Raw genomic sequence first — 23,338 nt, 5'->3', positions numbered from 1 at the left:
ACTACGCTCAAATAGACGCCTCATCACACGACGAGGACACCAGCAAGAAGACGGCCTAAAACCCGGCACGGTTCAACGACTACATCCGGTGGTACAACATCAAAAGAATCTCAACAAAGCCCAAGGGCCTGAGCCCGGCGCTTTACCGTGCTCAGGCCCTTGAGGCGAAGGCTCTTACTGACTCTGTCCAACTTTCGGAGAGCAGTTCATGTCTTTTAGGACACGGCCCCGGTTTACCGGGCTCCGACCGCATTGTTTGCCGGCGGTAGATGGTTATGCGGGTTGTCTGCTTTGCCATCCAACCAGACGGTGTCTGAATTGTCTCGATGGGATCCGTCCGTTCCGACTCCACAGTCGGGGCCTGCTGGGGCCGGATTATTCATAAACGTGCGGAGCCAGCGTGCCGAGGCAGTCCAGATTGCGGTATCTCTCTGCGTAGTCGAGTCCGTAGCCGACGACGAACCGGTCGGGAATGTCGTAGCCTACGTACTTGACGTCGATGTCCACCTTCGATGCAGCTGGTTTGCGCAGGAGTGTGCAGATTTCCACTGATGCCGGACCGCGGGAAAGCAGGTTCGTTGTCAGCCAGGACAGCGTCAGACCGGAGTCTATGATGTCCTCCACGACGAGCACGTGTTTGCCCAGCAGATCCGTTTCCAAGTCCTTAATGATCCGAACTACACCGGAGAGCTCCGTCCCCGAGCCGTATGATGCGACGGCCATCCAGTCCATGGTGACGGGACTCTGCAGCGCACGGGCCAAGTCGGCCATTATCATCACCGCACCCTTGAGTACACCTACGAGCAGCACATCACGGCCCGCATAGTCTTCGTCGATCTCCGCCGCGAGTTCGGTGATGCGTAGTTGGATCTGCTCTTTGGTGTAAAGGACGTTCTCGAGACCGGACTGGACGTGCTTGGAATCCACCAATTTCTCCCGCTGCTAGACCTTAGTGCGCGCTGGTGCCGCTGCTGCGGCTAGAGACAAGACTGCCATGCGTGGACGCTCTGGCCCGCGTGACAGACGACGACCACGTCCCGAAGCGTCACCGGATCTGTGCGCCAGATCTCTGCAAGAGGAACCGCCAACCTGCCGCCACCTGTCGTCCCTTCGCTTTTGCGACCGCCATGCCCTCACGGGTGCGCATCCGGATTAGGTCCGCCTCAAACTCGGCCACCATGCCCAAGACGTTGAACAGCAGCCGGCCTACCGGATCAGTTGGATCGTGGGTGCTGCCACCGAGACTGAGCACTACCCCTTTGGCAGTCAGTTCGTCGGCTATATCCCTGGCATCGGAAAGGGAACGTGCCAAACGGTCAAGTTTGTCACCACGAGCGTATCGCCGGCTCGGCACGCTGCCATCGCTTCACGGAGACCAGGGCGCACCCGATTCGCACCCGTGAGCCCGTGGTCGACGAAGATCTGTTTCTCTGCAACGCCCAGGGCTAGGAGAGCGTTTCGTTGGGCGGTCAGGTCCTGATCGCTCGTTGAGACGCGGGCGTAGCCGATCTTCATTCCAGTCATAAGGAATGGTTGCAGTAATCCCCCCATCACCGTGCATTTGATCGTGCGGGTCTTACGTACATGGCCTCGCCCCGCAACTGCACGGAACGTGGCGGCGGGCTTCCGCGGCACGGTGATCGACCGGCTTACGGGCGGCGTAACGGCTCNGCACGGTGACCGACCGGCTTACGGGCGGCGTAACGGCTCGTGGCTGCGAAGATCGAAACATGGATTACGTGATCACCGCTGAGATACCGACCGCTGACGAGCTCATCGAGTTGTACGGCTCGGTGAAATGGACCGCTTATACCGACGACCACGCAACTCTNCCTGACCTGGGATCAGGGCATCGAGATGCAGGACTGGAAAACCGTGAAGATGGACACCGGCATCGACATCTACTTCTGCGACCCGCACTCGCCCTGGCAGCGCGGCATCAATGAAAACACGAATGGCCTGCTCCGCCAGTATTTCCCCAAGGGCACGGACCTGGGCATCCACAGCCAGGCAGACCTCGACTGGGTTGCCCAGGAACTCAACGACCGGCCACGCAAAAGACTAGAGTTCAAAAAACCGATCGAACTGATCGAAGGACTCCTGTTGCAATGACCGCCTGAAACCGCCGTTCCTTCANTTGTCGCAGCCGTTGATGGTTCGTTCTGCGTCCTAACGGCGAGAAACACAGTTGGCAAGTTGGTCGGGCTAGCGCGGACAATTTCTGATGGGCACACGGTCGCCTATATCCAGGACGTCCTGGTGTCGGCAGAGCACCAACGACAGGGAATCGGCGGAGCACTGCTGGACGAAGTGCTGCACCGAACCGAGCGGATCAGGCAGGTGGTCTTGCTCACAGATGCTGAGCACGCACAACGCGCCTTTTACGAGTCCCGAGGATTTATAGAGGCACACGACTTTGCCCCGCACCAACTTCGGTCTTTTGTTCACTTTCGTTGACCTCCAAACCGCCTACAGCGCCCTTGCGCCCGGTGTCGGATCCCCTGGTGGAACGCCAGCATGTCTGTGCGTCACATGACGGTGAGTCGCAGTGGACTCCTACCCCCTTAGGCAGAAATACGCCATCCCGAGTACGCCTCGGTAGCCCTCTTCATATGCAGCGCGCTGTTCCTCATATTGCCGACGGACCTGCTCTGCGGCGGGATGGTCGGCATCATGTGCTTCTAGCCAACGGGTAAACCTGTCGCGATACCCGGCCTCGAAGACGTCCCACTCCTGAACGCTTGCCTGGTCGTCGTCCACCACCTCGAAACCAGCGGCGCGGATCTGCTCGCGTAACGCATCTTCTGTTAGGTACTCGTCATCACGTCCAGCCAGAGGGGCGGTGGCAGCCGGATGAGGTGTTGCTGACCAGATCGCCTCGCCGTAGACGAGTCGGCCACCGGGAAGCACCAGAGCTCGAAGGGCGCGCAGGGCTGCGGCGTAGTCGAGCGGCTGCGCGTCCTCTACCGGCGGCCCCCAGATCTGGCTCGCGCCGATGCAGATGACAGCGTCTGCGGGGCGATCCTGGGCTTCTAGCCCAGGCATCGAATCAAACGTCGCTCTGTCGAGCAGCCCACGAGTCAATGCTTGTTGCCTGGCTCGGTCGATGGACCCGGAAGCACTGTCCACTCCGCGTCCCCGTGCCTGCGGGGCCGACGTCAAAACCCGAAGTAGTAGTTCACCCCATCCGCACCCCATGTCCAGAACCTCAGCCGGCGCCGGGTCGGACAAGAACGCCACAAGGTGTGCGGCGCGTTCCTCGGAGAGCGGGGTAAGCCAGGTCAGGGACTCGTAGAGGGGCGGCAGTTCAAGCGAAGTACTCTCGGTCACTCAATGATGTTCTCACGATTCACAGAAGCGACTGCTTGTCCGTAAGCCTGTGGTGCTGCGGACGGCTTGGCGCCCGATTGGGGATCCTTGACCGGGCGCTGCTGCGGGCTTCAAGAAACCGGGGGTAACCTCGGGCATGAAAGACTCACCTTCGTGAACAGCAAATCCAAAGGGACCTTGCACCATATCGAACTATGGGTCCCTGACCTTGGTCGTGCCAAGCAAGAATGGGGCTGGGTGTTGGCGTCCTTGGGGTACTCGATCTACCAGAGCTGGGCCACAGGGATCAGCTGGCGGCTCGGAGGAACCTACATCGTTGCTGAGCAATCACCGGCGATGAGCGGCCAGGAACACGAGCGCACGTTGCCAGGGCTTAATCACCTTGCCTTCCATGCCGGCAGCAAAGAAGACCTAGATACGTTCGTAAAGGAGAGCCGCGGGCACGGATGGGTGCAGTTGTTCGAGGACAAGTACCCCCATGCTGGCGGCCCCGACCACTACGCCGCATACCTCGCAAATTCCGATGGGTTCGAGCTGGAGCTTGTGGCAATCACGTAGGCACACGGCTTGCTGCCCGGTGAAGGATCCTCCAACGGACGTTTACAGGGCGACCTCTGGAGTGGATGTTGCTTTTCCGTCGTACACCTTCACAAGGGGATGGGCGGGTGGAATGCTGAGGGCACTTGCTTAGCCTCNGGAGCGATGTCGCGGTCGCAACATTCGCAATTTGGGCGAATCTCAAGCATGCGACCACCCTACCTCCGGGGTTCCTTCTCGGCGAAGAGTGCTTCGATCAGCCCGGTAGACGATCCTCCAACGGACGTTTACAGGGCGACCTCTGGAGTGGATGTTGCTTTTCCGTCGTACACCTTCACAAGGGGATGGGCGGGTGGAATGCTGAGGGCACTTGCTTAGCCTTACGCGGTAGCGGACATTGGGGGAAACTGTAATGCAACGGAACCAGCCGCGGTTGTGGCAGTGCGCAGTTCCTCTCTTATTTACTGCCGTGCTGCTGACATCCTGCGGTGATATGAAGACAGGCGGGCCGGGAACCGCCGTACCCGTCTCCGGCGAATCCCCTACGTCCACCAGTGCTCCTGGTTCCATCACTACTTCGCAGCCCCAAGAATCGTGTGCGGTGTTTCTACCGTCGGCCCCGTGCACGAAATACACGGGCATCTCGGGAACTGCGAACAACCAAGACCTCCCGTGGGTAGCCTCCGGGGGCGTTATTGCGCAGTTGGCCACCGTAAACGGCGAACTTTGGCTGGCCGTGACAACCAGATGCGCACCCATGAGCGGGCCAGCGACAATCACCGGCACCACGCTCACCGTCAAGAACATCGCAATCGGCGCGAGCGGGTGCACCGACAATGCGGGCGAGCAGCAGCAGTGGGTGCAGGAATTCCTGAAACGGCCAATTGAGCAAACCTTCAGCGACGGGACTCTCACCTGGAAGAGCGGAACTGACACACTCAACTTCAGCAAGATGACGGGCGGACCGGGAACTGCCGAGCCCACGGCGAACTCCACCAGCTCAATCCCTGGTTCTACCAGTAGCCCCATTCCAGGCGGCGGCCCCTTCGCGTGCGTTGAATGGGTCCGATTCGATACCGCTCAAGACCAATACGACAAGGCCGGCGTGGTGCTCATCGGAAAGTCTGTAAGCCGGGCCGGTGAGACCAGCATTTACGGTCACAAGGCCACGACCCACCTTGTTGAAGTCGAGCAGGTACTCAAGGGGGAACCCGGAGATGGGAACCTCCGCATCTCCTCCATGCCCCCGACCTGCACTGGAGGAGAGTCCTACCCGGACGGCGATCCGCTCGATCCCAATCAGAGAGTTATCATTTTTGCGAGCAAGCAGGGCGGCGAGTGGTTCACCACGACCCCCGCACAAGGAGTCTTGCCTTTCCCTCGGAACTCGGAGCTTCCCTTTCACCAGTAAGCCCAGCCCTTGCCCACGAACTCCGATCATTCCCTTAGCTACCGATAGGGGATCCCTTACCGGGCACTCAACGTGACAGCGGACGAAGCTTGAAAATGATAATTCCGAGGTACTTGTTCATCCACGCCAGCTTGTGAGGATAGCGACGACCTGCGTCCGCGGATAGTTGCGGCTCGACGGCGGCTTCTATCCAAAGACTTGCAGCACTGAAAATGTTGAGCAAGTCAGAAACCGTGTATGCCCGCTTTGTTAATGCAATCTGTTCATTCCATCCGCTGCGATAAGAGAACGTGGTTCCGGAGAAGTACTCCTCACCCAACGACGTGTCGTTTTCTTCCGCTCGCTCAAGGGCGTATCGAATCGGCTGGGTTCTCGTCAACAGGATGTAGCCGTCATCGGTCAGCAACGACTTGGCTTCTATGAGTGTACGGACGGGGTCAGGGGTGTATCCGAAGGACTGGAGGAAGAGAATTCGGTCGAACTTCCGGCCCGATAGTTCGGGAATCGCGCCCAAGTCGGACAAGTCTCCATTGATGAGCTCAAGGCCCTGCGGCCTGTCCATGACGAAGTTCCCACTGATATCGATGCCGATCGAGTCAACGGCTCCGTCCTGAACCAGTTCGATGAGCTTTCCGCCGTTGCCGCAGCCGAGGTCGAGGACTGACTGCCCTGCAACGTCTCCTAGAATCTTCCGCTGAGCGGGCCACTCCACCAGGCGGTCCAGCGAATCCTCTCGAGCGCGAGCCTTTTCGTAGTCCGGTGCGAGATGGGCCCAAGGCCTACTATTCGCGCGGCCAGTCCCGAGCGGCGTGGCTTGCATGTCTGGGTCGTTGAGCCTCGTCACCCTTTGAACGATACCCGGTGCCTCAACGAACCCGACCCTTGCATCGCGCAACGAAAACTACTCAACCTGACAATGCTCGTCAACAGTAAACAACCAAGCGGGCGCCCAGCCTGTGTGTGCCCGTTAGCCGGTCGATCACCGTGCCGCGGAAGCCCGCCGCCACGTTTGTCATTTTCCGAAGGCACCTGCACGGAATGTCCGAAGTCGTCAGCACAACTGTCGCTGCCTCCATGGTCGGTCCCGTTTGGGGAACGATCTGCAGGAATCTGCGAGACTTGCCCAATGATTACCGAACACGCACTGCTTCCCGTCATTTCCGGCCAGGAAGAAGATTTTGAGGCAGCGTTTGATCACGCTCGTTTGATTATTGCGTCGATGCCTGGCTTTGTCTCGTTGTCGCTCTCGCGTTCGATCGAAACTGCCAGCACGTACTTGCTGCTCGTGCAGTGGGACAGTTTGGAGGACCACACCGTTGGTTTCAGGGGATCCCCGCAGTATCAGCAGTGGCGGGAGCTACTGCACAGGTTCTACGAGCCGTTTCCCCTGGTCGAACACTACGAGCTCGTGAACTCTGCTCATCGGTAGAGGAACCGTAGGCTGGCCGGCAGCCGTCGCCCCGGAAGGGGAAGGTCCGACGAGACAGACGCTCCGCAGCGTGCGGTTTCCCCATGAGGATCCTTCATCGGGCCCCTGCACCGCAGCAGCAATCTAGGTCAACGCCTGTTTCCAGGCGTCTTGATTGCGTAGGACATAGTCAGCCGCAGCGTGCCAGTGCTCGCCGTGGCCGTTGACGTACATTTCCGCCCAAGGCTGGAATCCTGTCTCATGTGAGGACCTCAACAGTTCGTGCATCGCCGCCGTCCTCTTTCCCAGGGCCTCAGGAAGTGCTTCACGTAGGACCTCGTCAGCCCCATAACCGTCAATAACAGCGCTCAGCCTCGCAGCTGCCTCTGGCACCGGTTGGCCTGCAAAGAGCACACCAAAGGACTGAGCTGCATATGCAAGGTCCCAAAGACGCGTACTCGGACCCGCCGCGTCCCAATCGATGAACACCCACCGTTCGCCCATAATGAGGTTCCACGGAGCCAGGTCGTTGTGACACATCAAGTTCGGATTTTCGGCAGGAAGCAGAACGTTCCATCCGGTCGTATCCGGGAGGCCAAATACTTCGCTCGCATCGTGAATCTGGCGAATCAATCGGCCGACCCGCAAGAGGTCATCCTGCCCTAGGGGCAACTGGTCCAGCGCAGATACACCCTCTATGTACTCGATGACATGCCGCCCAGCGTGGTCCTTACCCAGGGGCTTGGGAACGTTCACGCCAGCTATCTGGAGCGCTTTCAGGTACTCCTGGACAGTGCCAGAGTTTTCCAGCCACGGTTTGCGGACCGTATCGCCAACACGAACGACACTCTCTGAGGCGTTTCCGCCTGCAAGTTCTTCAGCTTTCTCATTCACTCGAAGAACGGTACTGCGTGCCAACAAGCTGGCCAAGCCATCTCCCTGACGGAGCCAATACGCGTCGCTAAGGGATCCCTCACCGGACGCTAGTTGTTGCCCGGCCGATCAAAACCATTTGCAGACTGTGAACATCTGGTAGGACCATCCAGCGTACGCGTGGAAGGATGCCAGAATGACACACGAGGGAATGCTAATCGGAACAATCCGAGCGTTGTACCACTATCCCGTCAAGTCGACCGCCGGTCAGGCGCTGCGCATCGCCCACGTGACGGCGGGTGGGCTGCAGCACGATCGGAAGTGGGCCATTTACACCGAAGATGGGAGCATCGCCAGCGGAAAACGTACCCGGCGTTTTCGTCCCGTCCCTGGGCTGATGCAATGGTCCTCCCGCGTAGAAGACGAACACGACGTCCCAATAGTTGTAAGCCCAGACGGCGTCCAGTATCACGCCGATGATGCCGCAGCCTCGCAAGCACTCTCCGAGGTCTTTGGCCAGCAACTGAAATTGCGCCACGAAACAACAACCCAGCACCACGATGAGACACCACTGCACCTGGTGACAACGTCCTCCCTAGAAGCGCTTGCCGGCCTGTCAGGACTACCGGTGGACGAGCGTCGATTCCGAGCCAACATCATCATCGACACCGGAACCGAACCGGTTTTCCAGGAAGATAATTGGATCGGCGCCGAACTGGTCATCGGAGACGAGGTCCGAGTACGACTTGGCCACGGTATGCCCCGTTGCGTGATGGTCGACCAGCCTCAACGCGGAGTCGCCGCCGAACCGAAAACCCTCAAACTGCTCGGCACACACCACAATACGAATTTCGGATTGCAGGCCCACACCATCCGTACTGGGATGGTTCGCATCGGCGACAGAGTCGTCCTCCGTGGTCCGGAGGTGCCGACAACCTCGAAGAAGCTGGATCAAGGCACCGACAAAATGCCCATGCGGTAGGACGCGCCCGGTATGGGATCCCTTTACCGGGCGTCTCGCCGTCGGGCTGTCCGTGCTGAGAACGAGGCACGGAGGATTCTCGTCCACAGTGACCGACGCGAACGGGGATCGTGAGAAGCGCCGCACTCCCGATCAGCACGGTCCAAGCCTTCTTCGATGAGCGCATCATGCAGGGGCCGGAAGAATATCGGCCAGGTGAATACCGCTGCTCCGCTAAGTGAGATACCAAGCTCGTGCCGGAGCAGCGTTGAGTTCTCTGCGCGGCTCATGGCGGTGAAGGAGTGGCGTCCGTTAAAGCCCGCTGGGCTGGTGAACTGGAATTCGACCCGCCGTCCTGGTTCGTAAGAGATCACGAAATAGCGCACTGGACCGTGCCCTCCAGCCGCGCCCACACCAAGCGGCCCATCTAAGCGCATCGCCGGCCATTCATTTCGTGGCCAGAGACGATCGTTCTTGCTCGCTAGCGAATCGATCAGCATTCCTACTTCTTCCGCCGACGCCGCGATTGCTCGCTCATGCACGTTATGGATCATGCGACGAACATACCGTTCTTCGGCCCGTCGTCGCTCGGCTAACCCCTAGGAGAGCGCGCCCGATAGCCGGTCGATCACCGTGCCGCGGAAGCCCGCCGCCACGTTTGTCGTTTTCCGAAGTCGTCTGCACGGCCCACCACATGTCCGTATGGGGAACCTTCACTGCGACTGTTTCAACGAGCGAGGAGGACATGCCTTCATGCGGGCGGATTAAGCGGTCAGCTCAGGATAAAGCTCTGGCAGGGAAGGATCTTGTTGGCACATTCCTATTCTGTGTAGCCGAAGGCCCGGCGGGTTAGAAGCTCTCCGTTGAGCAGCACCCGAGCATAGTCGGGGTCGAGGTCGAAGCCGTTGTAGTTGCGACCAAATATGAGCAGGGCCTCTGCTGCGATCCGGCGCCACTGCTTGGCCTCTTCATCGCTGCCGAACTCGTAATTGGGCACATCCCTGTCGCCCTTGAGATAGATACTCGTCCCGAAGGACACAATCTCCGAGAAGAAGTATGGCTTGCCTGTTACGGCATCAACCTGGCCGCCTGTCTCGGCAGTGTGCAAGGGGATACGCATGGCGCCATGCGAAAGAACAAAAGTCTTCCCCGGCTCCCGGCCAGTCCGCCCCTCCAGTTGCAGGGCAATGTCCCGGTCACGGTCCAGCACCTGACGCTCGGGCGACCATCTGGGCTCGCCCTCAGGCACAAAAATAGAAAACAAAGAATCCCCCTAGAAACCTCACTGAACAAGCGATAAGCCGCACGGTGAATCATGTCAGCATTAACGGAATCAAGCGACCTTCACCCTTACCCGCTACAGGGGTGCTTACCTCTGAACAAAAAGAGGCGGACCAAATCGCCGCTTTTGTTAGCGTTTCCCGGTCCCGGTTGAGGAACCCTCACCGTGCTCAATCCGTGCCGCTAGATGCCGGTGAGCTGCTCTCGGCAACTCGGGGATACCACCCTCATAGGGCTCGGCGGATTGAACGCCAACGCCGCAGCCGGCCGAACAGGGCGTCGCTGAAGATCGCCACCGCAGTTAGGACAAGCCCGATCTTGGAAGCGGTCCACGCAGTTTGGGCACCAGGTGCATTCGAACGTGCAGATGTAAGCCTCATCAGACGGAGCGATGTCGCGGTCGCAACATTCGCAATTTGGGCGAATCTCAAGCATGCGACCACCCTACCTCCGGGGTTCCTTCTCGGCGAAGAGTGCTTCGATCAGCCCGGTAGACGATCCCCTTGCGGGACGCTCGTCGGGCAGCATTGTGGGTGGCCCACACGCAGCGACTACCTGTGGGCCCCGGTGCTGCACTTGAACTCGGATGCGGACGCGGACCGCTACCTTTGTGGGATGGGGGAATCCGAAAAATTCAAGTTCAATACTGCTGCCCGGAAACAGGCAGCTGGTTCTGGTCTCAGCAACAGGCGGCTCCGGTTCGGTTTCGGGTTCATGCTGGTGCTCCTTGTCGTGGTCGGCGGCCGCGTTGTTGTTGTCCAGGGCTTTGACCCGGAAGCTTTGGCCTTGGCCGCGGCGGATAAGCGGACCCGGGTTTCCATCCTTGCTTCAGAGCGCGGGCAGATCCTGGACATGAACGGTGCGGTACTTGCTCAAAGCATCGTCCGTTACGACATCGTCGGCGCCCCGAACGTCAACACGCCTTTTGACACGTTCAAGCGGGCCAACGAAGACGGCACCGTCCAGGTCGTTAGCCGAGACGCGGGGCTTCAGGAGCTGGCCGACGTCCTCGGCCTGCCCACGGCAACCGTCCGTGACCTGCTCACCGGGGAAGGGCAGTTCACGTATCTTGCCCGCTCGGTGGACCCGGAGCTGGAGCGAGGGATCATGAAGCTTGGACTCCCCGGCGTGGAATCGCGCCCCATCGAGGAGCGGGCATATCCCCAGGGCGCCGTGGCCGGCAGCATCGTCGGCTACACCAACGATGACGGCGGAGCGGCAGGACTCGAGCTTTCCCTCAATGACCGATTGGAGGGAGAAAACGGGGAGCGGACGTTCCAGACCGGGGCTGATGGGATCATCATTCCCACCGCACCCCTGGAAATTACTCCTGCGACCAACGGTCAGTCTGTGAAACTCACGATCGACAGCGACCTTCAATACGCCTCCCAGGTCGCCGTCGAGACACAGGCGACCAAACTCAGCGCGGACTGGGCAAACATCGTCGTCATCGAGGTCAAGACCGGGAAAATCCGGGCCATGGCAGAGACGCGGACCGTCGATCCCAACAACCCCTCAGCGACGGCAGAAGCTGACCGCGGAGCCCGGTCAGTCCAGGCGGCCGTGGAACCAGGATCAACGGAGAAAGCCATCACGGCCGCCGCCGCCATCGAAGAGGGCCTAATCGCGCCCGACTCCCGCCTCGTGATCCCACCGAGCTACACGGTGAACGGACAAACCTTCAACGATGCATCCCCACACGGAACAGAAAACCGGACATTCGCCGGCATCATCGGCTTCTCGATGAACACCGGCACAGTGATGGTCGGCGAAAAACTCACCAAGCAGCAGCGCTACGACTACCTCAAGAAGTTCGGCATCGGAGAGGCCACCGGCATCCCCCTGCCCGGTGAATCCTCCGGGTTGCTCGCCCAACCCGATGACTGGGACGGCCGGCAGGAATTCGCGGTGCTCTTCGGTCAAGGGGTCTCCCAAACGCCGCTGCAAACGACCATGGCCTTCCAGGCCATCGCTAACAACGGTGTGCTCCTGAAGCCCCAACTGATCGAGTCCTACATCGACCCCGACGGCACAGAACACCAAGTGCAGGCCGAGCCTGGCACACGCGCCATCAGTGAAACCACTGCCCAACAGGTCAGGGACATCCTGGAAAGCGTGGTGACAGTCGGCGGAGCAACCGATGTAAAGGTCCCCGGCTACAGGGTTGGCGGCAAGACGGGCACGGCAGAAGCAGTCGCCGACAACGGCGCGGGCCTGGACGGGTACACCGCTTCGTTCGTCGGGATGGCGCCGATGGAAGATCCCCAGTACGTAGTCCTGGTCAACGTCCAACGGCCCAAGGGCAACATCTACGGAATCTCCACAGCCCCGGTTTTCAACAACATCATGAGTAGGGTTCTCGCCAAATACAACGTGCTGCCCACCAGCACACCATCAGTGGGCCTCCCCCAGAAGTACTAAAAACCATCCCACAAGCCGAACCCTGAGCGGGCGCCTTCTCGATTCGTGTCAGTTATGCGCGGCTGCTGCTGCAACAGTCAGCGGATCCACCAGTTCCCTTCCCAGGATGCGGGTGATGTCGGTGGCGGTTCCGTCGAGGAATCCGTGAGCCGCAGCGGTGTGGATGGAAAGCAGCATTGGGGGCTGGAACGGCAACAACCCTGCTGTGTTCAGGGCGTCCCTAAGGTCCTCCAATGTGCCGGGCCGGTACGCCGACCCCAGGAGGTCCGCGACGTCCTGGCCCCTGATCACCTTTTCCCCGACCAGATTGTAGGTCTGGCCGCTGTGCGGCCGGGGGTTCTGGGCGACGATTGACGCCGCTTCGGCGAGGTCCTGCCGAGCGACGGCCGCTACCCCGCCGCGGCCGAACGGAGCTGTAATCACTCCATCTCGTGGCGTGAGGAGTTGACCGATCAGCTCGGCATATAAGCCGTTCCTCAAGACCGTCCACGGGAGCTCTCCGTTCCGGAGGCGGCGTTCGGTCCACCGGTGGGCCAGAGCGAATCCGAGGTGATCGCCGTCATCGGCGAGGCTGGTGTAAACGATGTGCCTTACTCCGTCGCGTTCCGCGGCCGTGATGGCGTTCTCGTGCCGGTTGATGACGGAGTCGTCTTCGGCGGTCCCGGCGGAGATGAGGACCAGCGTGTGCACGCCGGCGAAGTCGAGCGTTCCGGGATCGTCAAAGTCTAAATGACGGAGCTGACCGTGACCGGCAGGGTTGCGGGTTCCCCCGACCGCCGGCGCACCGGATTCCGTGAGGTGTTCGAGGACTGCTGTGGCGAGGTGGCCGGAGGCCCCGGTAACGAGAATCATGAATGTGCTCTTTTCGCTGGTACTTTTCGGTAACTAGACTCATCCTCGGTAACCAGCTGAATATGCACAAGGAGGCACTCTGGTGTCAGGCAGTCACACGGAAGTAACCGCCCTGCTTGAGCCATGCGGTGATGCCGTTCATCCGGACTGCGGTATCCGTGACGTACTGGACCGGATCGGCGACAAATGGTCAGTGCTCGTCATCGTGGAGCTGGCCTCCGGCACGAGGCGTTTCAGGGAACTGCAGCGCGCGATCGACGGAATCTCCCAGCGCATGCTGACCCTCACCGTCAGGCGGCTCGAACGCGATGGACTGGTCACCCGGACCGTCTACCCCACGGTCCCTGCGCAGGTCACCTACGAGCTCACGCAGCGCGGAAGCAGTCTCACCCATCTGGTCAAACAGCTCGCGGACTGGTCCCTGGAACATAAGGATTCCATCGGGCAATCACGGGAACTGTACGACCAGCAAAACCCGGACCACGCGATCCGGTAACCGCCAGTAGCCGTCCTGCCGATCGGCTAGCCGGAACGTGTACGGAACCCTCAACGGGACGATTTACCGGTGGACGCCAGGTTCGTGCGGTTCGAGCCCATGGCGGCGCTGACCCAGGCAGTCGAAGACATTGCTGCCCTGATCTGAAATCACCGTTGCTCCGGCGTCCTTACCGATGGCGGGGTGGCGGATGTGAACTGCCCCTCCAAAAGCTGGACTCTAAATTTCAGGTGCAACTTTTGGGGTGCGGAGACAGCCCCGACCGCTATTCCCCCACTTGGTGAACGCCTTCAGCGGCCGGAAGCCTCGTGTTGTGGGATCCAGAACCTATTTGAGACGAAATGCTTCTCAAACGACATATGCAGGTATGAAGACCAACACGGAGGCGTCAATGATAGGTCAGCGAACGGGCCTGGGAGCGTCCATGGGGGCTCCAGCAGGGCAACAGCAATCTGATGCTGCCCTGCTGGAGCAGATCATCAAACGGAATCAGGGTGCGTTCGCGGAGGTCTACGACCGCCACAGCCGTCCCGTGGCCTGGCTGGCGCATTCGTTGGTTCCCGGCCATCTGACAGATGATGTGCTCCAGGGAACTTTCATTACCCTCTGGGACAGTTCCCATCGGATCGCTATGAGCGGCGAATCGCTGCTGCCGTGGCTGATGGGAACGTGCCGGATCCACAGCAAAGCGCTCCTCCGCAAGGAACACCGCCACCGCCACGAGGCCACTGATTCAGCTGTGGCTGGCGGGAACGTCGAAGACGAGGCTCTGCACCGGCACCTGATTGCCGCCATCGAAGCCCACATATCGGGCCTCAGTGACCTCGACCAGCAAATCTACCGCCTCTGCATCCATGCAGACCTCAGTTACGACTCCGCCGCGGAGCAACTCGGCATCACTTCCTCCACTCTCCGCAACCGCCTCTCCCGGCTGCGCTCCGGCGTCCGTCGCCGGTTCGGCAGCGACTGAAAGGACAAGACCATGAGCATCATCCCGGATCCTCCGGCACCTACTGCTTCAGACCTTGCACGGAACCGAGCCCAGCTCCTCCAGGAAATATCGATGCGTCCCGATGCGCGACACCGACGCGGTCGCAACCAGCTGATGGCCAAGATCGGCCCGGCACCCACCTCCCGGCAGCCGACCGGCACGCACGGGTCGCCACGGCCCGTTGTCCGGCGCACAGTCTCCGAGGCAACGACCAACGCACCCGCCTCGGTCAAGGCCAGCCCGATCCGCTTCCGGCGCCGTGTCCTGATCGCTTCGGCAGCTGCGGCTCTGCTCGTGGGCGGAATCGTCGTGGCAGACGTAGTCAGGCCCAGCGGTCCGGGCGCAACTGCCGAAGCCGCCGAGGTCCTGAACAACGCCGCGGCGGCAACCATCCAGACCTCCGACCCGGTAGTGGGACCAGGCCAGTACCTAAAAATCGAGACGACGGAGCTCACCGGCAGTGGCATGCAGGCCGCCGATGGAAGCGACATTTCCTGGCAGGAAACGACCGGCGGACAGGTCTACGTACCGGCAGATAAGAAGGGGGAATGGGTCTGGAACCGTGAAGACCGAGTTCCCCTTGACTCCTCCAGCGACGCCGCCAAGGCTGCAGCGGCCCAGTTGGCCCAGAGAAGGAAAGCACAACCTGAAGGTGCCCCGGTACTGGTCGGGATCCTACGTGCCCCAGGAGGTGCCTTCTACGGGAACGAGCCAACCATCATTATCGGCACGCCCCTCAAGGACGCCAGCAGTCTGCCCAGAGACCCACAAGCCCTGCTGGACATCATCTACGAGCGGACGAAGGGCGCCGGGAAGTCTCCTGAAAGTGCGGCATTCGTTACGATCGCGGACGGCCTCCGCAGCGGAGTTGTCCCTGCCGACCTGCGCGCCACCCTATACAAGGCCGCTGCCCTCATCCCCGGCGTCACCGTCGGGGACCGGCAGGCAACAATCGATGGCAGGACGGGGATCGCCATCGGCATCCCCTCTCCCGACGGAGTAGCAAGGACGGACGTCATCATCGACCCCACCTCGGGACTGGTGATCGGGGAACAGGACGTACTGCTGAAGGACTATCCTGGCTTTCCCGCCGGGACCGTCTCGACCTGGACATCCGTGAAGACCTCCGTGGTGAACGCCGCGCCCTAAGCGCCCGACGACGACAACAACGCTGAGACGGCCGGTCACTATTGGGGGTGACCGGCCGTCTCACTCGACTGTCCTGACGCGACGCAAGTGGTGCGAACCGCACCCCTATCTGGTGAAGCACAATCGCTGTGTGATGGCTGACCTGACGGGTGTACGTCCGCTTTGAGAGCGCGCCTCGATACCGCCCCGTTTCGCCAACCCCCTACGGGACATTCAGCTGCAAAGTTGTCAACCCGGCAGTTATTGAGACGGCCTTCATAACAAAGATTTCTCCCGACAGGCACGTTCCGAGGAATTGCCGCTGACCATTGCCTAAGTGTTGTGAATAGTTCGGGATTCGATCATCTGGACCGCGGCATTGGCATAGGTTCTGCCCGTGTCCTCTCTGCGTTGGCGCATCCTTGGGAGAAGAAGACGATGAACGGGCTTGATGATCTCATGGCGGAGTCCAACGATCGTTGGGCAAACGCCAGAAGAAGAGCCCAGGGCGTCGAGGACAACGGCCTGGGCAAGGCCGTGAAAACCTACTACACCCGCTATTTCCCGGTCGGACTGTTCGCCCTGACCGCAGTCGGGACCGTTACCGGCACTCTGGCTTTTCCAGACGCACCGGAGATGTGGCCGACACTTCTGTCGTTCGGGTTTCTCCTAGGTGTGGTGGTTGCCTTTGTTGGGGGACTGATCTACAACGCCAAGAATGTGGTACCGGCAGTCAACTTCGGGAAGATCGACGTGCTGCTTTCCCTCGAGAGTGAGGAACAAAAGACTTGTTCTGAATGATTCCGCGCGTCGTTGTGTCACGGCGTTGACCTGCATCTTCGTTACTGCATAGTGGGTCCCAAGCACTCGATTGACCTTAGGGTTCAGGCGATCGAATCCTGTCCTCGAAGAGCGACGACACGCGACAAGCAAGATGGAGATCGATGGTAACCGAAGATCCCGCTGGCATGCCGGGATTCCCTGGGATTGACCGGCGTCGTTCCCGGTTGTGGAGCCTGGGGCTCTTGGCTGTGACCGCGGTCTATTCCGCCGGACTTGCCTTCCGCCCGGATGAGGACTTCAGCCCGCTGGTCGACGGATTCGTTGCCCTGCTCACGGTTTGGCTTCCCGCCGCGGTCGGGTGGCTGGTCGTGCACCGTGGGAAGCGCAGGCGGCCGGAGATCATCCTTGCCGCGGCCGCTTTGACCTGCAACGCGGCCGGGGACACCTATTACGTCCTGATGTCTGCCGCTGGCGAGGATGTGCCCTTGCCCTCGGCTGCCGACGTGGGCTATCTGGGCTTCTACGTGTTGATGCTGGCCACCCTGGCCGCGGTCATCCGGCGCCGGCTGCCCGACATGACCTGGGCGGTGGTCCTCGACAGTGTGGTCGGAGCCCTTGGAGCCTCGGCCGTCCTCGCGGTCATTCTGGACCCCATCCTGAACACGGTCCTCGACGGCCCGCGTTCCCTGGCCATGGCGCTCGGCGCCGCCTACCCTCTCATGGACCTCCTTATGGTGGCCGCGGTTATTGGAATTGCGGCGACCACGGGGCGCAGCATCGGACGGGGATGGGGCTTGCTAGTCCTGGGTCTGCTCATGTTTACCGGCACCGACATCGGCTACGCCCTGCTGGAACTGAACAGCCTCTACGTCGTCGGAACCCCCTTGGACGCCTCTTGGGCACTGGGGATTGCCCTGATCGGCATCTGGGTTGTCATACAGGGCAGGAATGACGACGACGCCAGCGAAGCGACGCCCGTTCCGTCCCAAGCGGTTCCTGCGCTGGCAACTGCCGCCAGTTTGTTGGTCCTGATTTTGGGTACGCAGGTGCGCGTGGCCGTCCTCGCCGTCGTCCTGGCCAGCCTGACCCTGGCGTTGGCGGCCCTGCCGCTGGTTTTCCGGCAGCGGATCCGGCTGGCCGACGTGCAGCGTCAGGCGCGCACCGATGAGCTGACCGGGCTCCCTAACCGGCGAGCCCTGTACACAGACGTGCCGAATCGACTCGCCGCACGCGGCCGACGGCGCAGTGCTGTGCTGCTGCTGGATCTGGACAAGTTCAAGGAGATTAACGACAGCCTCGGCCACGAGTCGGGCGACTCCCTCCTCGCCCAGGTTGCCGGGCGGCTGTCCGGAGAGCTTCGGGCCGCCGACCTGCTGGCGCGAATGGGGGGCGACGAGTTCGTCATGCACGTCGATAACTGCGGAGTCGAGGAAGCTCGGGCCGTGGCGCTGAAGCTGAGGACTGCGCTGGCCAAACCCTACGATCTGTGCAGCGTCACAGTGCACGTCAACGCCAGCATTGGAATTTCGTGCTACCCAGAACAGGGGCAGGATTTGCCGGAGTTGCTGCGCAAGGCCGACATGGCGATGTACACGGCCAAATCGACGCACAGCGGCCACTTCGTTTACGACGGCGGGGACATCATCTCCGGTACAAACCAGTCCCACACCGCGCAGGCGCTGAACGAGGCCCTGTCCGGGGACCAGCTACTCCTGCATTTCCAGCCAAAGATCGATCTCGGCACGGGGGAGGTCCGGGGCGTGGAGGCCCTTGTCCGCTGGCAACATCCTAACTTGGGGTTTCTGCAGCCCGACGACTTCCTGAAACGGTTCGAGGAAGCCGGTCTGATGCCGGGCTTGACGGACATCGTTCTGGGCAAGGCCCTGGACCAGGCGGCCGTCTGGGCCGGGATGGGCCGGCCGCTGACGGTGGCAGTCAACCTCTCCGCGCCCTCCATCATTGATTCCGGCCTGCCGGCCCAAATCGGCGCCATGGCCGCAGAGCGTGGATTATCACCCTCCGTCCTCGTCCTGGAGATCACGGAGGACGTCTTGGTGGGTGACCGTGACCGGGCCTGCGGGGTGCTGGCCTCGCTGCGGAAAATGGGCGTCCGGATCGCCGTCGACGATTTCGGCAAGGGATACAGCTCACTGTCCTACCTGCGGGAACTCCCCATCGACGAACTCAAACTCGACAAATCCTTCATCCTGTCCATGACCGGCGACTCCCGCGCCACGGCCCTGGTGGTTTCGACCATTGACCTGGCCCACAGCCTGGGACTGGACATGACCGCCGAAGGCGTGGAAGACGCGGAGGCCTACCGCGCCCTCAGCGACTACGGCTGCGATCTGGCCCAGGGCTTCTACATGTCAAAGGCCGTCCCCGCGACCGAACTGGACGCCTGGCTCGTGAACCGCCGCCAACATCCGCAGACGGACCCCCTGTCCATGCCCCATCCCGGCCCGACACCCGAAGGCGCACGCCCTTGACCCCGGCAGAATTCTTCATGGTAGGCATTGGCCGAAAACCAGTCATTAGAAATGTGGGCGGTGTTCCCTAATCATGTATGGGAGCGGATGGCTGTGGTGGCCTAATTAACCCTGTGTAGGACAAATCCCAGAATCCTGTCTTGACGTCGCGTCTACCTCTGCGGCCGAGCACCAGGGTCAAAGTCCCGTAAGGGGAACCTTGAACGGACAGTCCAGCCCGCTCCGGCTACCGGGCGGTGGCGGAGAGTTGCGGTGCCTGGTCGAGCAGACCGGCGGTGGTCACGACCGTGGCGAACTCCCCATGGAGATTCACCCCGGTCATCCGGGACAGGGCAGCTGCGGCAACATTCCCACCGTCCGGAGCGGTGCGGTCAAAGGTGTGGGTGGCATCCAGGGGGAAGTGCACCCGGTAGCCGAGGTTGCCCCCAACTCGGGCCGTGGTCTCGCAGCAGTGGTTGGTGGTGATCCCACAGACGACCAGTTCCTCGATGTCGTTCTCTTGCAGCCAGGCGTGCAGGTCGGGACTGCCGTGGAAGCTGGAGTTGACGCTCTTGCGCACCAGTAGATCCGGGGTGCCGGTGATGATGTCCTTGAACGCGTTGCCGGGGTTGTCCGGGTGTAGGGGCGAGGATGAGGCAGTGGAGTCGTGGCGGACGAAAATGACGGGGCGGCCGGTTTCTCGCCAGCGCGCCAGCAGGGCCGCGATGTTCGCCTCGCAGGAGGGGTTATCGCGCGGACCCCAGTAGGCGGCGTCATCGAAGGCCTGTTGGGCGTCGACAATCACCAGTGCGGCGCGGGGATCAAGGGTGAGGGGCAAGGAAGAAGTCTTCACTTTTGCGATGATAGCAACACCATTGCTCGTACTCGCGAGCTTTGTTCGAGGACAGCCGCGCTGGTGCACCTCGGAACTTAGTTAAGACCCCGCCTATCGTTGACATCCTCGATGCTGCCGCTCACAGTAGCGGATTGCCGACGAGGAATGGCCTGTGGGTGGCCGATGACCAGTTATGGGAACTGATCGCTCCGCTCATCCCCGACCCACCGGCGGCTCGAGGCTCTGGTGGCCGGCCCCGGATCGCGAATGTGGCCGCCCTAAAGGGGATCGGCTAGGGGGCGGGTACGACACCGGGCGATCACAGGATGCCGCCACAAGGAGCCACAACCTGGGCCCCTGCCGCTCATCAATTCGAGGTGAAGCCGAAGTGGAATGTGCGTTGGCGCCTTTGGACGTTGACGCGTAAGGCTGTCGGATCGAGTTTCACCATGCCCCAGGGGATCTCTGCGGATCTCGGCTATGTTTAGTTAGATTCCTCAGGGGACAAGAACTCGAGCCGGTTCCCATTGTTGTCCCAAAGGTAGAACCGTCTCATGCCCGGGAAGTTTTCGTCCCATTCCACAGCGAGACCGAAACTTTCGATTCGGAGGGCCAGAGCATCTATGTCGCCCACCAGGATCCCTGGATGAGCCTTCTTTTGGGGTTTGAAGTCCTCCTCGGCGCCCAAATGGATTTCAAGATTGTCGGCTCGAACCCAGAGTCCGCCACGGGCTGCCAACACCGGTGGTTTCTGCACTTCTGTGAGACCTAGAACGCCCACGTAGAAGTTCCTGCAGTCATCCTCGCCACCCTTGGGGAGGGCCAACTGCACGTGGTGAAGCCCCCAGCCAAAGGCAGTTTGCGCTGGACGAGATTCATAGGCAACTACTTCTGACACGGAGGCTCCTTCGACGGTGTGAACCCGAGTATGGCACCATCGCAACGTTTTTCCCTGTCAAGCGACTAGAGCAAGGGTTCGAGCACGAGGTCCGTGGATCGATTCTGGGCGGACTATGGAGGACGAATCGGCCAAAAACGTCGCGAACGGCGAGCCCGATGGGACTGCCACGATTCTTGTTCACGCCTTGGGCTAGCGCGTCGCTTGGCGAATGCGCCCGGTAAGGGATCCCTCACCGGGCGTCCGCGAGGACGGCTAATGGAAAGCAGCGCCGAGAACCTCTGGCTCAGGCGATTGCCCAATCCCAAGGAGAGCGACGGCAGGTAATACCACCTGGCCACTGTCAATCAAGGGAGAGACTAGGCGCAAGTACTCATGCTGCATTGCCGACTGCATCGATGGCGTCTGCCTGGTAACGATCTTGCCGATTCCCCCCACGCCGCCTGCCGGGCCCGCCCACAGATCCTCAGCGTCGATTTTGAAATCCCAGGCGAGAGTCGTCGTCTGCACCGCGTCCAGGCCAGCCCGCGCTAACAGTTCGTGCAGCCCTTGCTCCGTGCGGTCAAAGTCCTTGTCGGCTGGAAGTTTTTGTTGACCGGGCGCAACTGCCCCGCTGGCTTCCACCACGTCTGACCACAGCTTATTTATGGCTGAGAGTTCAGAGGGCCAGATGGTCACTGCGACGACTCCCTGCGGCCGACAGACTCGCATTAGCTCAGTCACAGCGGCGCGAGGATCCCCCACATGATTGACGACGAAATTGGCCATAACTGCGTCAAAAGTATCTGGTGCGAAGGGTAAATTCGGGACTCCGCCCAAGAGGAGCTCGGCCTGGGGTGCCGCTGCACGAGCCAAAGAGAGCATCTCAGCGTCCGGGTCGACGCCGGTCACTTCTGCACCGCGGCCTATGGCTAGGGCCGTGAGGTTCCCGGTTCCACATCCAACATCCGCCAAACGGCGCCCCGCGAATGGGCCTACCACTGCTTCCGCCGCGTCCAGCAACGGCACAATGGCCCCAGCGCACAGGTGCGCGAAACTCTGTGAGTATGGGCGGCCCATGCCAGCCCAGTTTTTGACAGAGTCCTTTTCCTCTTCACCAGTGGTCATCATTTGATCTTCGCCCCCCCGACTATTTGTCCACTCTTCCAGTTCAGGCTAGACGATCAGGACTATGCGCATAGTCCATTTCTCCGCCCGTTAGCCGATCCCTTACGGACGCGCAGTGACGTGATCAACAAGCCTTCTCAACAGTTCAAGTTGATCGAGTGCTGAGTTGCGCCATCCCGTTTCTATCATTTCCAAACTATGGTTCCCCGACTCGACGGTAATGGTTTCAGTGTGGGAGTTGAGGATTCCCTCAGGTCGCCAAGTGGGGTCTGCGGTCCCTCCGACGAAGAGGTGTCTGTCTGATGCGCTACATGCTGCCTGTGCAATTCGCGAGTCTGTGAGGATCGGCGTCAGCCATGCAGCCCGTACCTTGCAACCGACGAAGTAGGGCAGGGCGTACGTACCGAGGGACTTGCCAATCACTGCGGTAGGCGCATCCGGTAATTCCGCCAGAGCCTGTGCCACTGCGTCCTCAACAAAGTGCGCGATATCGCGGGGCGCAGGGCCCTTGACGTCGGCGTGCCAATTGACCGACCACACATCCCATCCGGCTTGCGTCAAGGCGAGCACGGGCCAATAGAGCAACGGTGCTTGAACTGTGTACCCCGCGCCTGGCAGCACCAAGGCGACGGGAGCGGTCCTCGAAGGCTTGGAGTTCAACCTCTCAATCTGCGGCATGATGTGAACACTAGTACCCGCCCGCAAGCCGGTCGATCACCGCACCCTTGGTGCCCGCTAGCCGAACCTTCAGTGATGCTTATTCGGTCTGATGGGGCCGCAATCACCTGCCGGCTACCTCAGGTAGTCAACCTGGAGCAGCGGGGTCACTTGCGCCCCGGAGGGCGTGGCCCTGGATGCGAGAGGAATTCCGGGGAATCACGTAATGGTGTTGATCGGACAGTGATTCCCCCACAGCGTGCAGTCGACATGTAGTGTGCCAAGAACATCGACTTATTGGGGGACGACATGAAGGTCAAACAGATTATTGCCATGGCCATTGGGTTAACCGCTTTAGCTGGCTGCAGTTCAGCACCCGAGGCACTTAATTTTGAGCTATTCAACAGGGATCAGGTCACCGCCGACCGGATGCCGGAATATGGGCTGTCCGGGCCCAAATCCACAGTGGATTCTACGTCCTCGAGGCTGCTGGCCGATCGCAACGACATCCGCTACTTCGCCGCCCGCACGAGCAAGGACCCGGAGAAGTCCGTGTGTCTCTTTGCATTCGCCAAAGATGACCAATCGGCCGGTGCCTGCGGCGGGTATTCCAAGGAGGGCGCCAATGGCCCGAATGTCGGCAATTTCGGTATTGAAGCAAAACTTTTGCTCGATGGGACTGACACCACTTCGCTAGAGGCCGAGGGATGGACATTGGCCCATCCAAACCTGGTCGTCCGTGCCCAGCCGGGCGTGCAGCCTAAGTAACCCATACCGTTCAAGGAAGTCGGTCATCGTCCAAATGCGAAGGCGACGGCTGGTCTTCGCATCCTCGCTAAGGCTTGCATGAAAATTCTTGGCATGGTTTCGTTCGCCATATAGATGCGTAAGCGGCCACAGA

General features: G+C 60.8%; 23 protein-coding genes and 3 pseudogenes. 14 read left to right on the top strand and 12 right to left on the bottom strand.

The window, feature by feature from the left end; translation table 11 throughout:
- Window positions 1-83 precede the first annotated feature (83 nt).
- Window positions 84-269 (top strand): hypothetical protein, encoded by a 186-nt coding sequence (locus ACZYZ4_RS00835; protein WP_463857876.1) that lies wholly within the window; start codon window positions 84-86, stop codon window positions 267-269.
- Window positions 270-375: 106 nt separating this feature from the next.
- Here the strand turns inward: ACZYZ4_RS00835 and hpt are convergent, their stop codons facing one another.
- Window positions 376-927, bottom strand: coding sequence for a hypoxanthine phosphoribosyltransferase (gene hpt, locus ACZYZ4_RS00830; RefSeq protein WP_463857347.1), 552 nt, complete (start codon window positions 925-927; stop codon window positions 376-378).
- Window positions 928-1,102: 175 nt separating this feature from the next.
- A pseudogene (locus ACZYZ4_RS00825) lies at window positions 1,103-1,524 on the bottom strand (recombinase family protein); the annotation flags it as partial.
- Between the two features lie 312 nt (window positions 1,525-1,836).
- Here ACZYZ4_RS00825 and ACZYZ4_RS00820 point away from each other — a divergent pair.
- Both ACZYZ4_RS00820 and ACZYZ4_RS00815 read left to right on the top strand, forming a co-directional pair.
- Window positions 1,837-2,112, top strand: a pseudogene (locus ACZYZ4_RS00820) (IS30 family transposase); the annotation flags it as partial.
- Between the two features lie 54 nt (window positions 2,113-2,166).
- A pseudogene (locus ACZYZ4_RS00815) lies at window positions 2,167-2,457 on the top strand (GNAT family N-acetyltransferase); the annotation flags it as partial.
- A 99-nt stretch (window positions 2,458-2,556) separates the two neighbouring features.
- Here the strand turns inward: ACZYZ4_RS00815 and ACZYZ4_RS00810 are convergent.
- Window positions 2,557-3,330 carry a cyclopropane-fatty-acyl-phospholipid synthase family protein gene (locus ACZYZ4_RS00810; protein WP_463857345.1) on the bottom strand — a complete coding sequence of 258 codons (774 nt, stop codon included), beginning with the start codon at window positions 3,328-3,330 and terminating at the stop codon, window positions 2,557-2,559.
- A 153-nt stretch (window positions 3,331-3,483) separates the two neighbouring features.
- Between ACZYZ4_RS00810 and ACZYZ4_RS00805 the strand changes: the two genes are divergently transcribed.
- Window positions 3,484-3,888, top strand: a complete 405-nt coding sequence (locus tag ACZYZ4_RS00805) for a VOC family protein (protein ID WP_463857343.1) — start codon at window positions 3,484-3,486, stop codon at window positions 3,886-3,888.
- Window positions 3,889-3,977: 89 nt separating this feature from the next.
- On the opposite strand, the gene ACZYZ4_RS00800 is transcribed toward ACZYZ4_RS00805, so the two are convergent.
- The gene (locus ACZYZ4_RS00800; RefSeq protein WP_463857341.1) at window positions 3,978-4,076 is read right to left on the bottom strand and encodes a DUF1272 domain-containing protein; all 99 of its coding nucleotides are present in this window, start codon (window positions 4,074-4,076) and stop codon (window positions 3,978-3,980) included.
- Between the two features lie 203 nt (window positions 4,077-4,279).
- Between ACZYZ4_RS00800 and ACZYZ4_RS00795 the strand changes: the two genes are divergently transcribed.
- Window positions 4,280-5,278, top strand: a complete 999-nt coding sequence (locus ACZYZ4_RS00795; RefSeq protein ID WP_498049675.1) for an META domain-containing protein — start codon at window positions 4,280-4,282, stop codon at window positions 5,276-5,278.
- A 67-nt stretch (window positions 5,279-5,345) separates the two neighbouring features.
- Here the strand turns inward: ACZYZ4_RS00795 and ACZYZ4_RS00790 are convergent, their stop codons facing one another.
- Window positions 5,346-6,122, bottom strand: a complete 777-nt coding sequence (locus ACZYZ4_RS00790; protein WP_463857337.1) for a class I SAM-dependent methyltransferase — start codon at window positions 6,120-6,122, stop codon at window positions 5,346-5,348.
- A 282-nt stretch (window positions 6,123-6,404) separates the two neighbouring features.
- Between ACZYZ4_RS00790 and ACZYZ4_RS00785 the strand changes: the two genes are divergently transcribed.
- The gene (locus tag ACZYZ4_RS00785) at window positions 6,405-6,707 is read left to right on the top strand and encodes an antibiotic biosynthesis monooxygenase family protein (RefSeq protein ID WP_463857336.1); all 303 of its coding nucleotides are present in this window, start codon (window positions 6,405-6,407) and stop codon (window positions 6,705-6,707) included.
- 123 nt (window positions 6,708-6,830) lie between these two features.
- Here ACZYZ4_RS00785 and ACZYZ4_RS00780 read toward each other — a convergent pair whose 3' ends face one another.
- Entirely contained in the window at window positions 6,831-7,580 is a 750-nt protein-coding gene (locus tag ACZYZ4_RS00780) for a phosphotransferase (RefSeq protein ID WP_463857334.1), read from the bottom strand.
- Window positions 7,581-7,755: 175 nt separating this feature from the next.
- On the opposite strand from ACZYZ4_RS00780, the gene ACZYZ4_RS00775 reads away from it, so the two are divergent.
- Window positions 7,756-8,541, top strand: a complete 786-nt coding sequence (locus ACZYZ4_RS00775; RefSeq protein WP_463857332.1) for an MOSC domain-containing protein — start codon at window positions 7,756-7,758, stop codon at window positions 8,539-8,541.
- A 799-nt stretch (window positions 8,542-9,340) separates the two neighbouring features.
- Here ACZYZ4_RS00775 and ACZYZ4_RS00770 read toward each other — a convergent pair.
- On the bottom strand, window positions 9,341-9,784 hold the full coding sequence (locus ACZYZ4_RS00770) for a hypothetical protein (protein ID WP_463857330.1): 444 nt from the start codon (window positions 9,782-9,784) through the stop codon (window positions 9,341-9,343).
- 200 nt (window positions 9,785-9,984) lie between these two features.
- Window positions 9,985-10,236 (bottom strand): DUF1272 domain-containing protein, encoded by a 252-nt coding sequence (locus ACZYZ4_RS00765; RefSeq protein ID WP_463857328.1) that lies wholly within the window; start codon window positions 10,234-10,236, stop codon window positions 9,985-9,987.
- Between the two features lie 180 nt (window positions 10,237-10,416).
- Between ACZYZ4_RS00765 and ACZYZ4_RS00760 the strand changes: the two genes are divergently transcribed.
- The gene (locus ACZYZ4_RS00760; RefSeq protein ID WP_463857326.1) at window positions 10,417-12,222 is read left to right on the top strand and encodes a peptidoglycan D,D-transpeptidase FtsI family protein; all 1,806 of its coding nucleotides are present in this window, start codon (window positions 10,417-10,419) and stop codon (window positions 12,220-12,222) included.
- Window positions 12,223-12,270: 48 nt separating this feature from the next.
- Here ACZYZ4_RS00760 and ACZYZ4_RS00755 read toward each other — a convergent pair whose 3' ends face one another.
- Window positions 12,271-13,074, bottom strand: coding sequence for an NAD(P)H-binding protein (locus ACZYZ4_RS00755; RefSeq protein WP_463857325.1), 804 nt, complete (start codon window positions 13,072-13,074; stop codon window positions 12,271-12,273).
- Between the two features lie 82 nt (window positions 13,075-13,156).
- Between ACZYZ4_RS00755 and ACZYZ4_RS00750 the strand changes: the two genes are divergently transcribed.
- The 5 genes from ACZYZ4_RS00750 to ACZYZ4_RS00730 all read left to right on the top strand — a co-directional run bounded on the left by ACZYZ4_RS00750 (window position 13,157) and on the right by ACZYZ4_RS00730 (window position 18,961).
- Window positions 13,157-13,570: a winged helix-turn-helix transcriptional regulator gene (locus ACZYZ4_RS00750; protein WP_463857323.1), complete on the top strand. Its 414-nt coding sequence runs from the start codon at window positions 13,157-13,159 to the stop codon at window positions 13,568-13,570.
- 424 nt (window positions 13,571-13,994) lie between these two features.
- Window positions 13,995-14,540, top strand: coding sequence for an RNA polymerase sigma factor (locus tag ACZYZ4_RS00745; protein WP_463857322.1), 546 nt, complete (start codon window positions 13,995-13,997; stop codon window positions 14,538-14,540).
- Window positions 14,541-14,552: 12 nt separating this feature from the next.
- Complete coding sequence (locus ACZYZ4_RS00740) at window positions 14,553-15,710, top strand: CU044_5270 family protein (protein WP_463857320.1); 1,158 nt, start codon at window positions 14,553-14,555, stop codon at window positions 15,708-15,710.
- Between the two features lie 321 nt (window positions 15,711-16,031).
- Window positions 16,032-16,490, top strand: coding sequence for a hypothetical protein (locus tag ACZYZ4_RS00735; RefSeq protein ID WP_463857319.1), 459 nt, complete (start codon window positions 16,032-16,034; stop codon window positions 16,488-16,490).
- Window positions 16,491-16,657: 167 nt separating this feature from the next.
- A complete protein-coding gene (locus ACZYZ4_RS00730) occupies window positions 16,658-18,961 on the top strand; it encodes a putative bifunctional diguanylate cyclase/phosphodiesterase (RefSeq protein ID WP_463857317.1) in 2,304 nt (767 codons plus the stop codon).
- A gap of 226 nt (window positions 18,962-19,187) precedes the next feature.
- Here ACZYZ4_RS00730 and ACZYZ4_RS00725 read toward each other — a convergent pair whose 3' ends face one another.
- The 3 genes from ACZYZ4_RS00725 to ACZYZ4_RS00715 all read right to left on the bottom strand — a co-directional run bounded on the left by ACZYZ4_RS00725 (window position 19,188) and on the right by ACZYZ4_RS00715 (window position 21,732).
- The gene (locus ACZYZ4_RS00725) at window positions 19,188-19,793 is read right to left on the bottom strand and encodes a cysteine hydrolase family protein (protein ID WP_463857315.1); all 606 of its coding nucleotides are present in this window, start codon (window positions 19,791-19,793) and stop codon (window positions 19,188-19,190) included.
- Window positions 19,794-20,259: 466 nt separating this feature from the next.
- A complete protein-coding gene (locus ACZYZ4_RS00720; RefSeq protein WP_463857313.1) occupies window positions 20,260-20,673 on the bottom strand; it encodes a VOC family protein in 414 nt (137 codons plus the stop codon).
- Between the two features lie 255 nt (window positions 20,674-20,928).
- On the bottom strand, window positions 20,929-21,732 hold the full coding sequence (locus tag ACZYZ4_RS00715; RefSeq protein ID WP_463857874.1) for a class I SAM-dependent methyltransferase: 804 nt from the start codon (window positions 21,730-21,732) through the stop codon (window positions 20,929-20,931).
- A 1,014-nt stretch (window positions 21,733-22,746) separates the two neighbouring features.
- Between ACZYZ4_RS00715 and ACZYZ4_RS00710 the strand changes: the two genes are divergently transcribed.
- Window positions 22,747-23,205 (top strand): hypothetical protein, encoded by a 459-nt coding sequence (locus tag ACZYZ4_RS00710; protein WP_463857311.1) that lies wholly within the window; start codon window positions 22,747-22,749, stop codon window positions 23,203-23,205.
- Window positions 23,206-23,338 lie beyond the last annotated feature (133 nt).

The sequence above is a fragment of the Pseudarthrobacter adonitolis genome (assembly GCF_055412845.1).
Note: the sequence above shows the minus strand (reverse complement) of the source record. Positions and strands in the feature narration are given on the sequence as shown.

Bases quoted from the DNA above. Each gene is read 5' to 3' on its own strand.
- ACZYZ4_RS00785 (WP_463857336.1), top strand. From the start codon at position 6,405: ATGATTACCGAACACGCACTGCTTCCCGTCATTTCCGGCCAGGAAGAA.
- ACZYZ4_RS00775 (WP_463857332.1), top strand. From the start codon at position 7,756: ATGACACACGAGGGAATGCTAATCGGAACAATCCGAGCGTTGTACCAC.
- ACZYZ4_RS00730 (WP_463857317.1), top strand. From the start codon at position 16,658: ATGCCGGGATTCCCTGGGATTGACCGGCGTCGTTCCCGGTTGTGGAGC.
- ACZYZ4_RS00760 (WP_463857326.1), top strand. From the start codon at position 10,417: ATGGGGGAATCCGAAAAATTCAAGTTCAATACTGCTGCCCGGAAACAG.
- ACZYZ4_RS00795 (WP_498049675.1), top strand. From the start codon at position 4,280: ATGCAACGGAACCAGCCGCGGTTGTGGCAGTGCGCAGTTCCTCTCTTA.
- ACZYZ4_RS00745 (WP_463857322.1), top strand. From the start codon at position 13,995: ATGGGGGCTCCAGCAGGGCAACAGCAATCTGATGCTGCCCTGCTGGAG.
- ACZYZ4_RS00715 (WP_463857874.1), bottom strand. From the start codon at position 21,732: ATGGGCCGCCCATACTCACAGAGTTTCGCGCACCTGTGCGCTGGGGCC.
- ACZYZ4_RS00765 (WP_463857328.1), bottom strand. From the start codon at position 10,236: ATGCTTGAGATTCGCCCAAATTGCGAATGTTGCGACCGCGACATCGCT.
- ACZYZ4_RS00755 (WP_463857325.1), bottom strand. From the start codon at position 13,074: ATGATTCTCGTTACCGGGGCCTCCGGCCACCTCGCCACAGCAGTCCTC.
- ACZYZ4_RS00740 (WP_463857320.1), top strand. From the start codon at position 14,553: ATGAGCATCATCCCGGATCCTCCGGCACCTACTGCTTCAGACCTTGCA.
- ACZYZ4_RS00710 (WP_463857311.1), top strand. From the start codon at position 22,747: ATGAAGGTCAAACAGATTATTGCCATGGCCATTGGGTTAACCGCTTTA.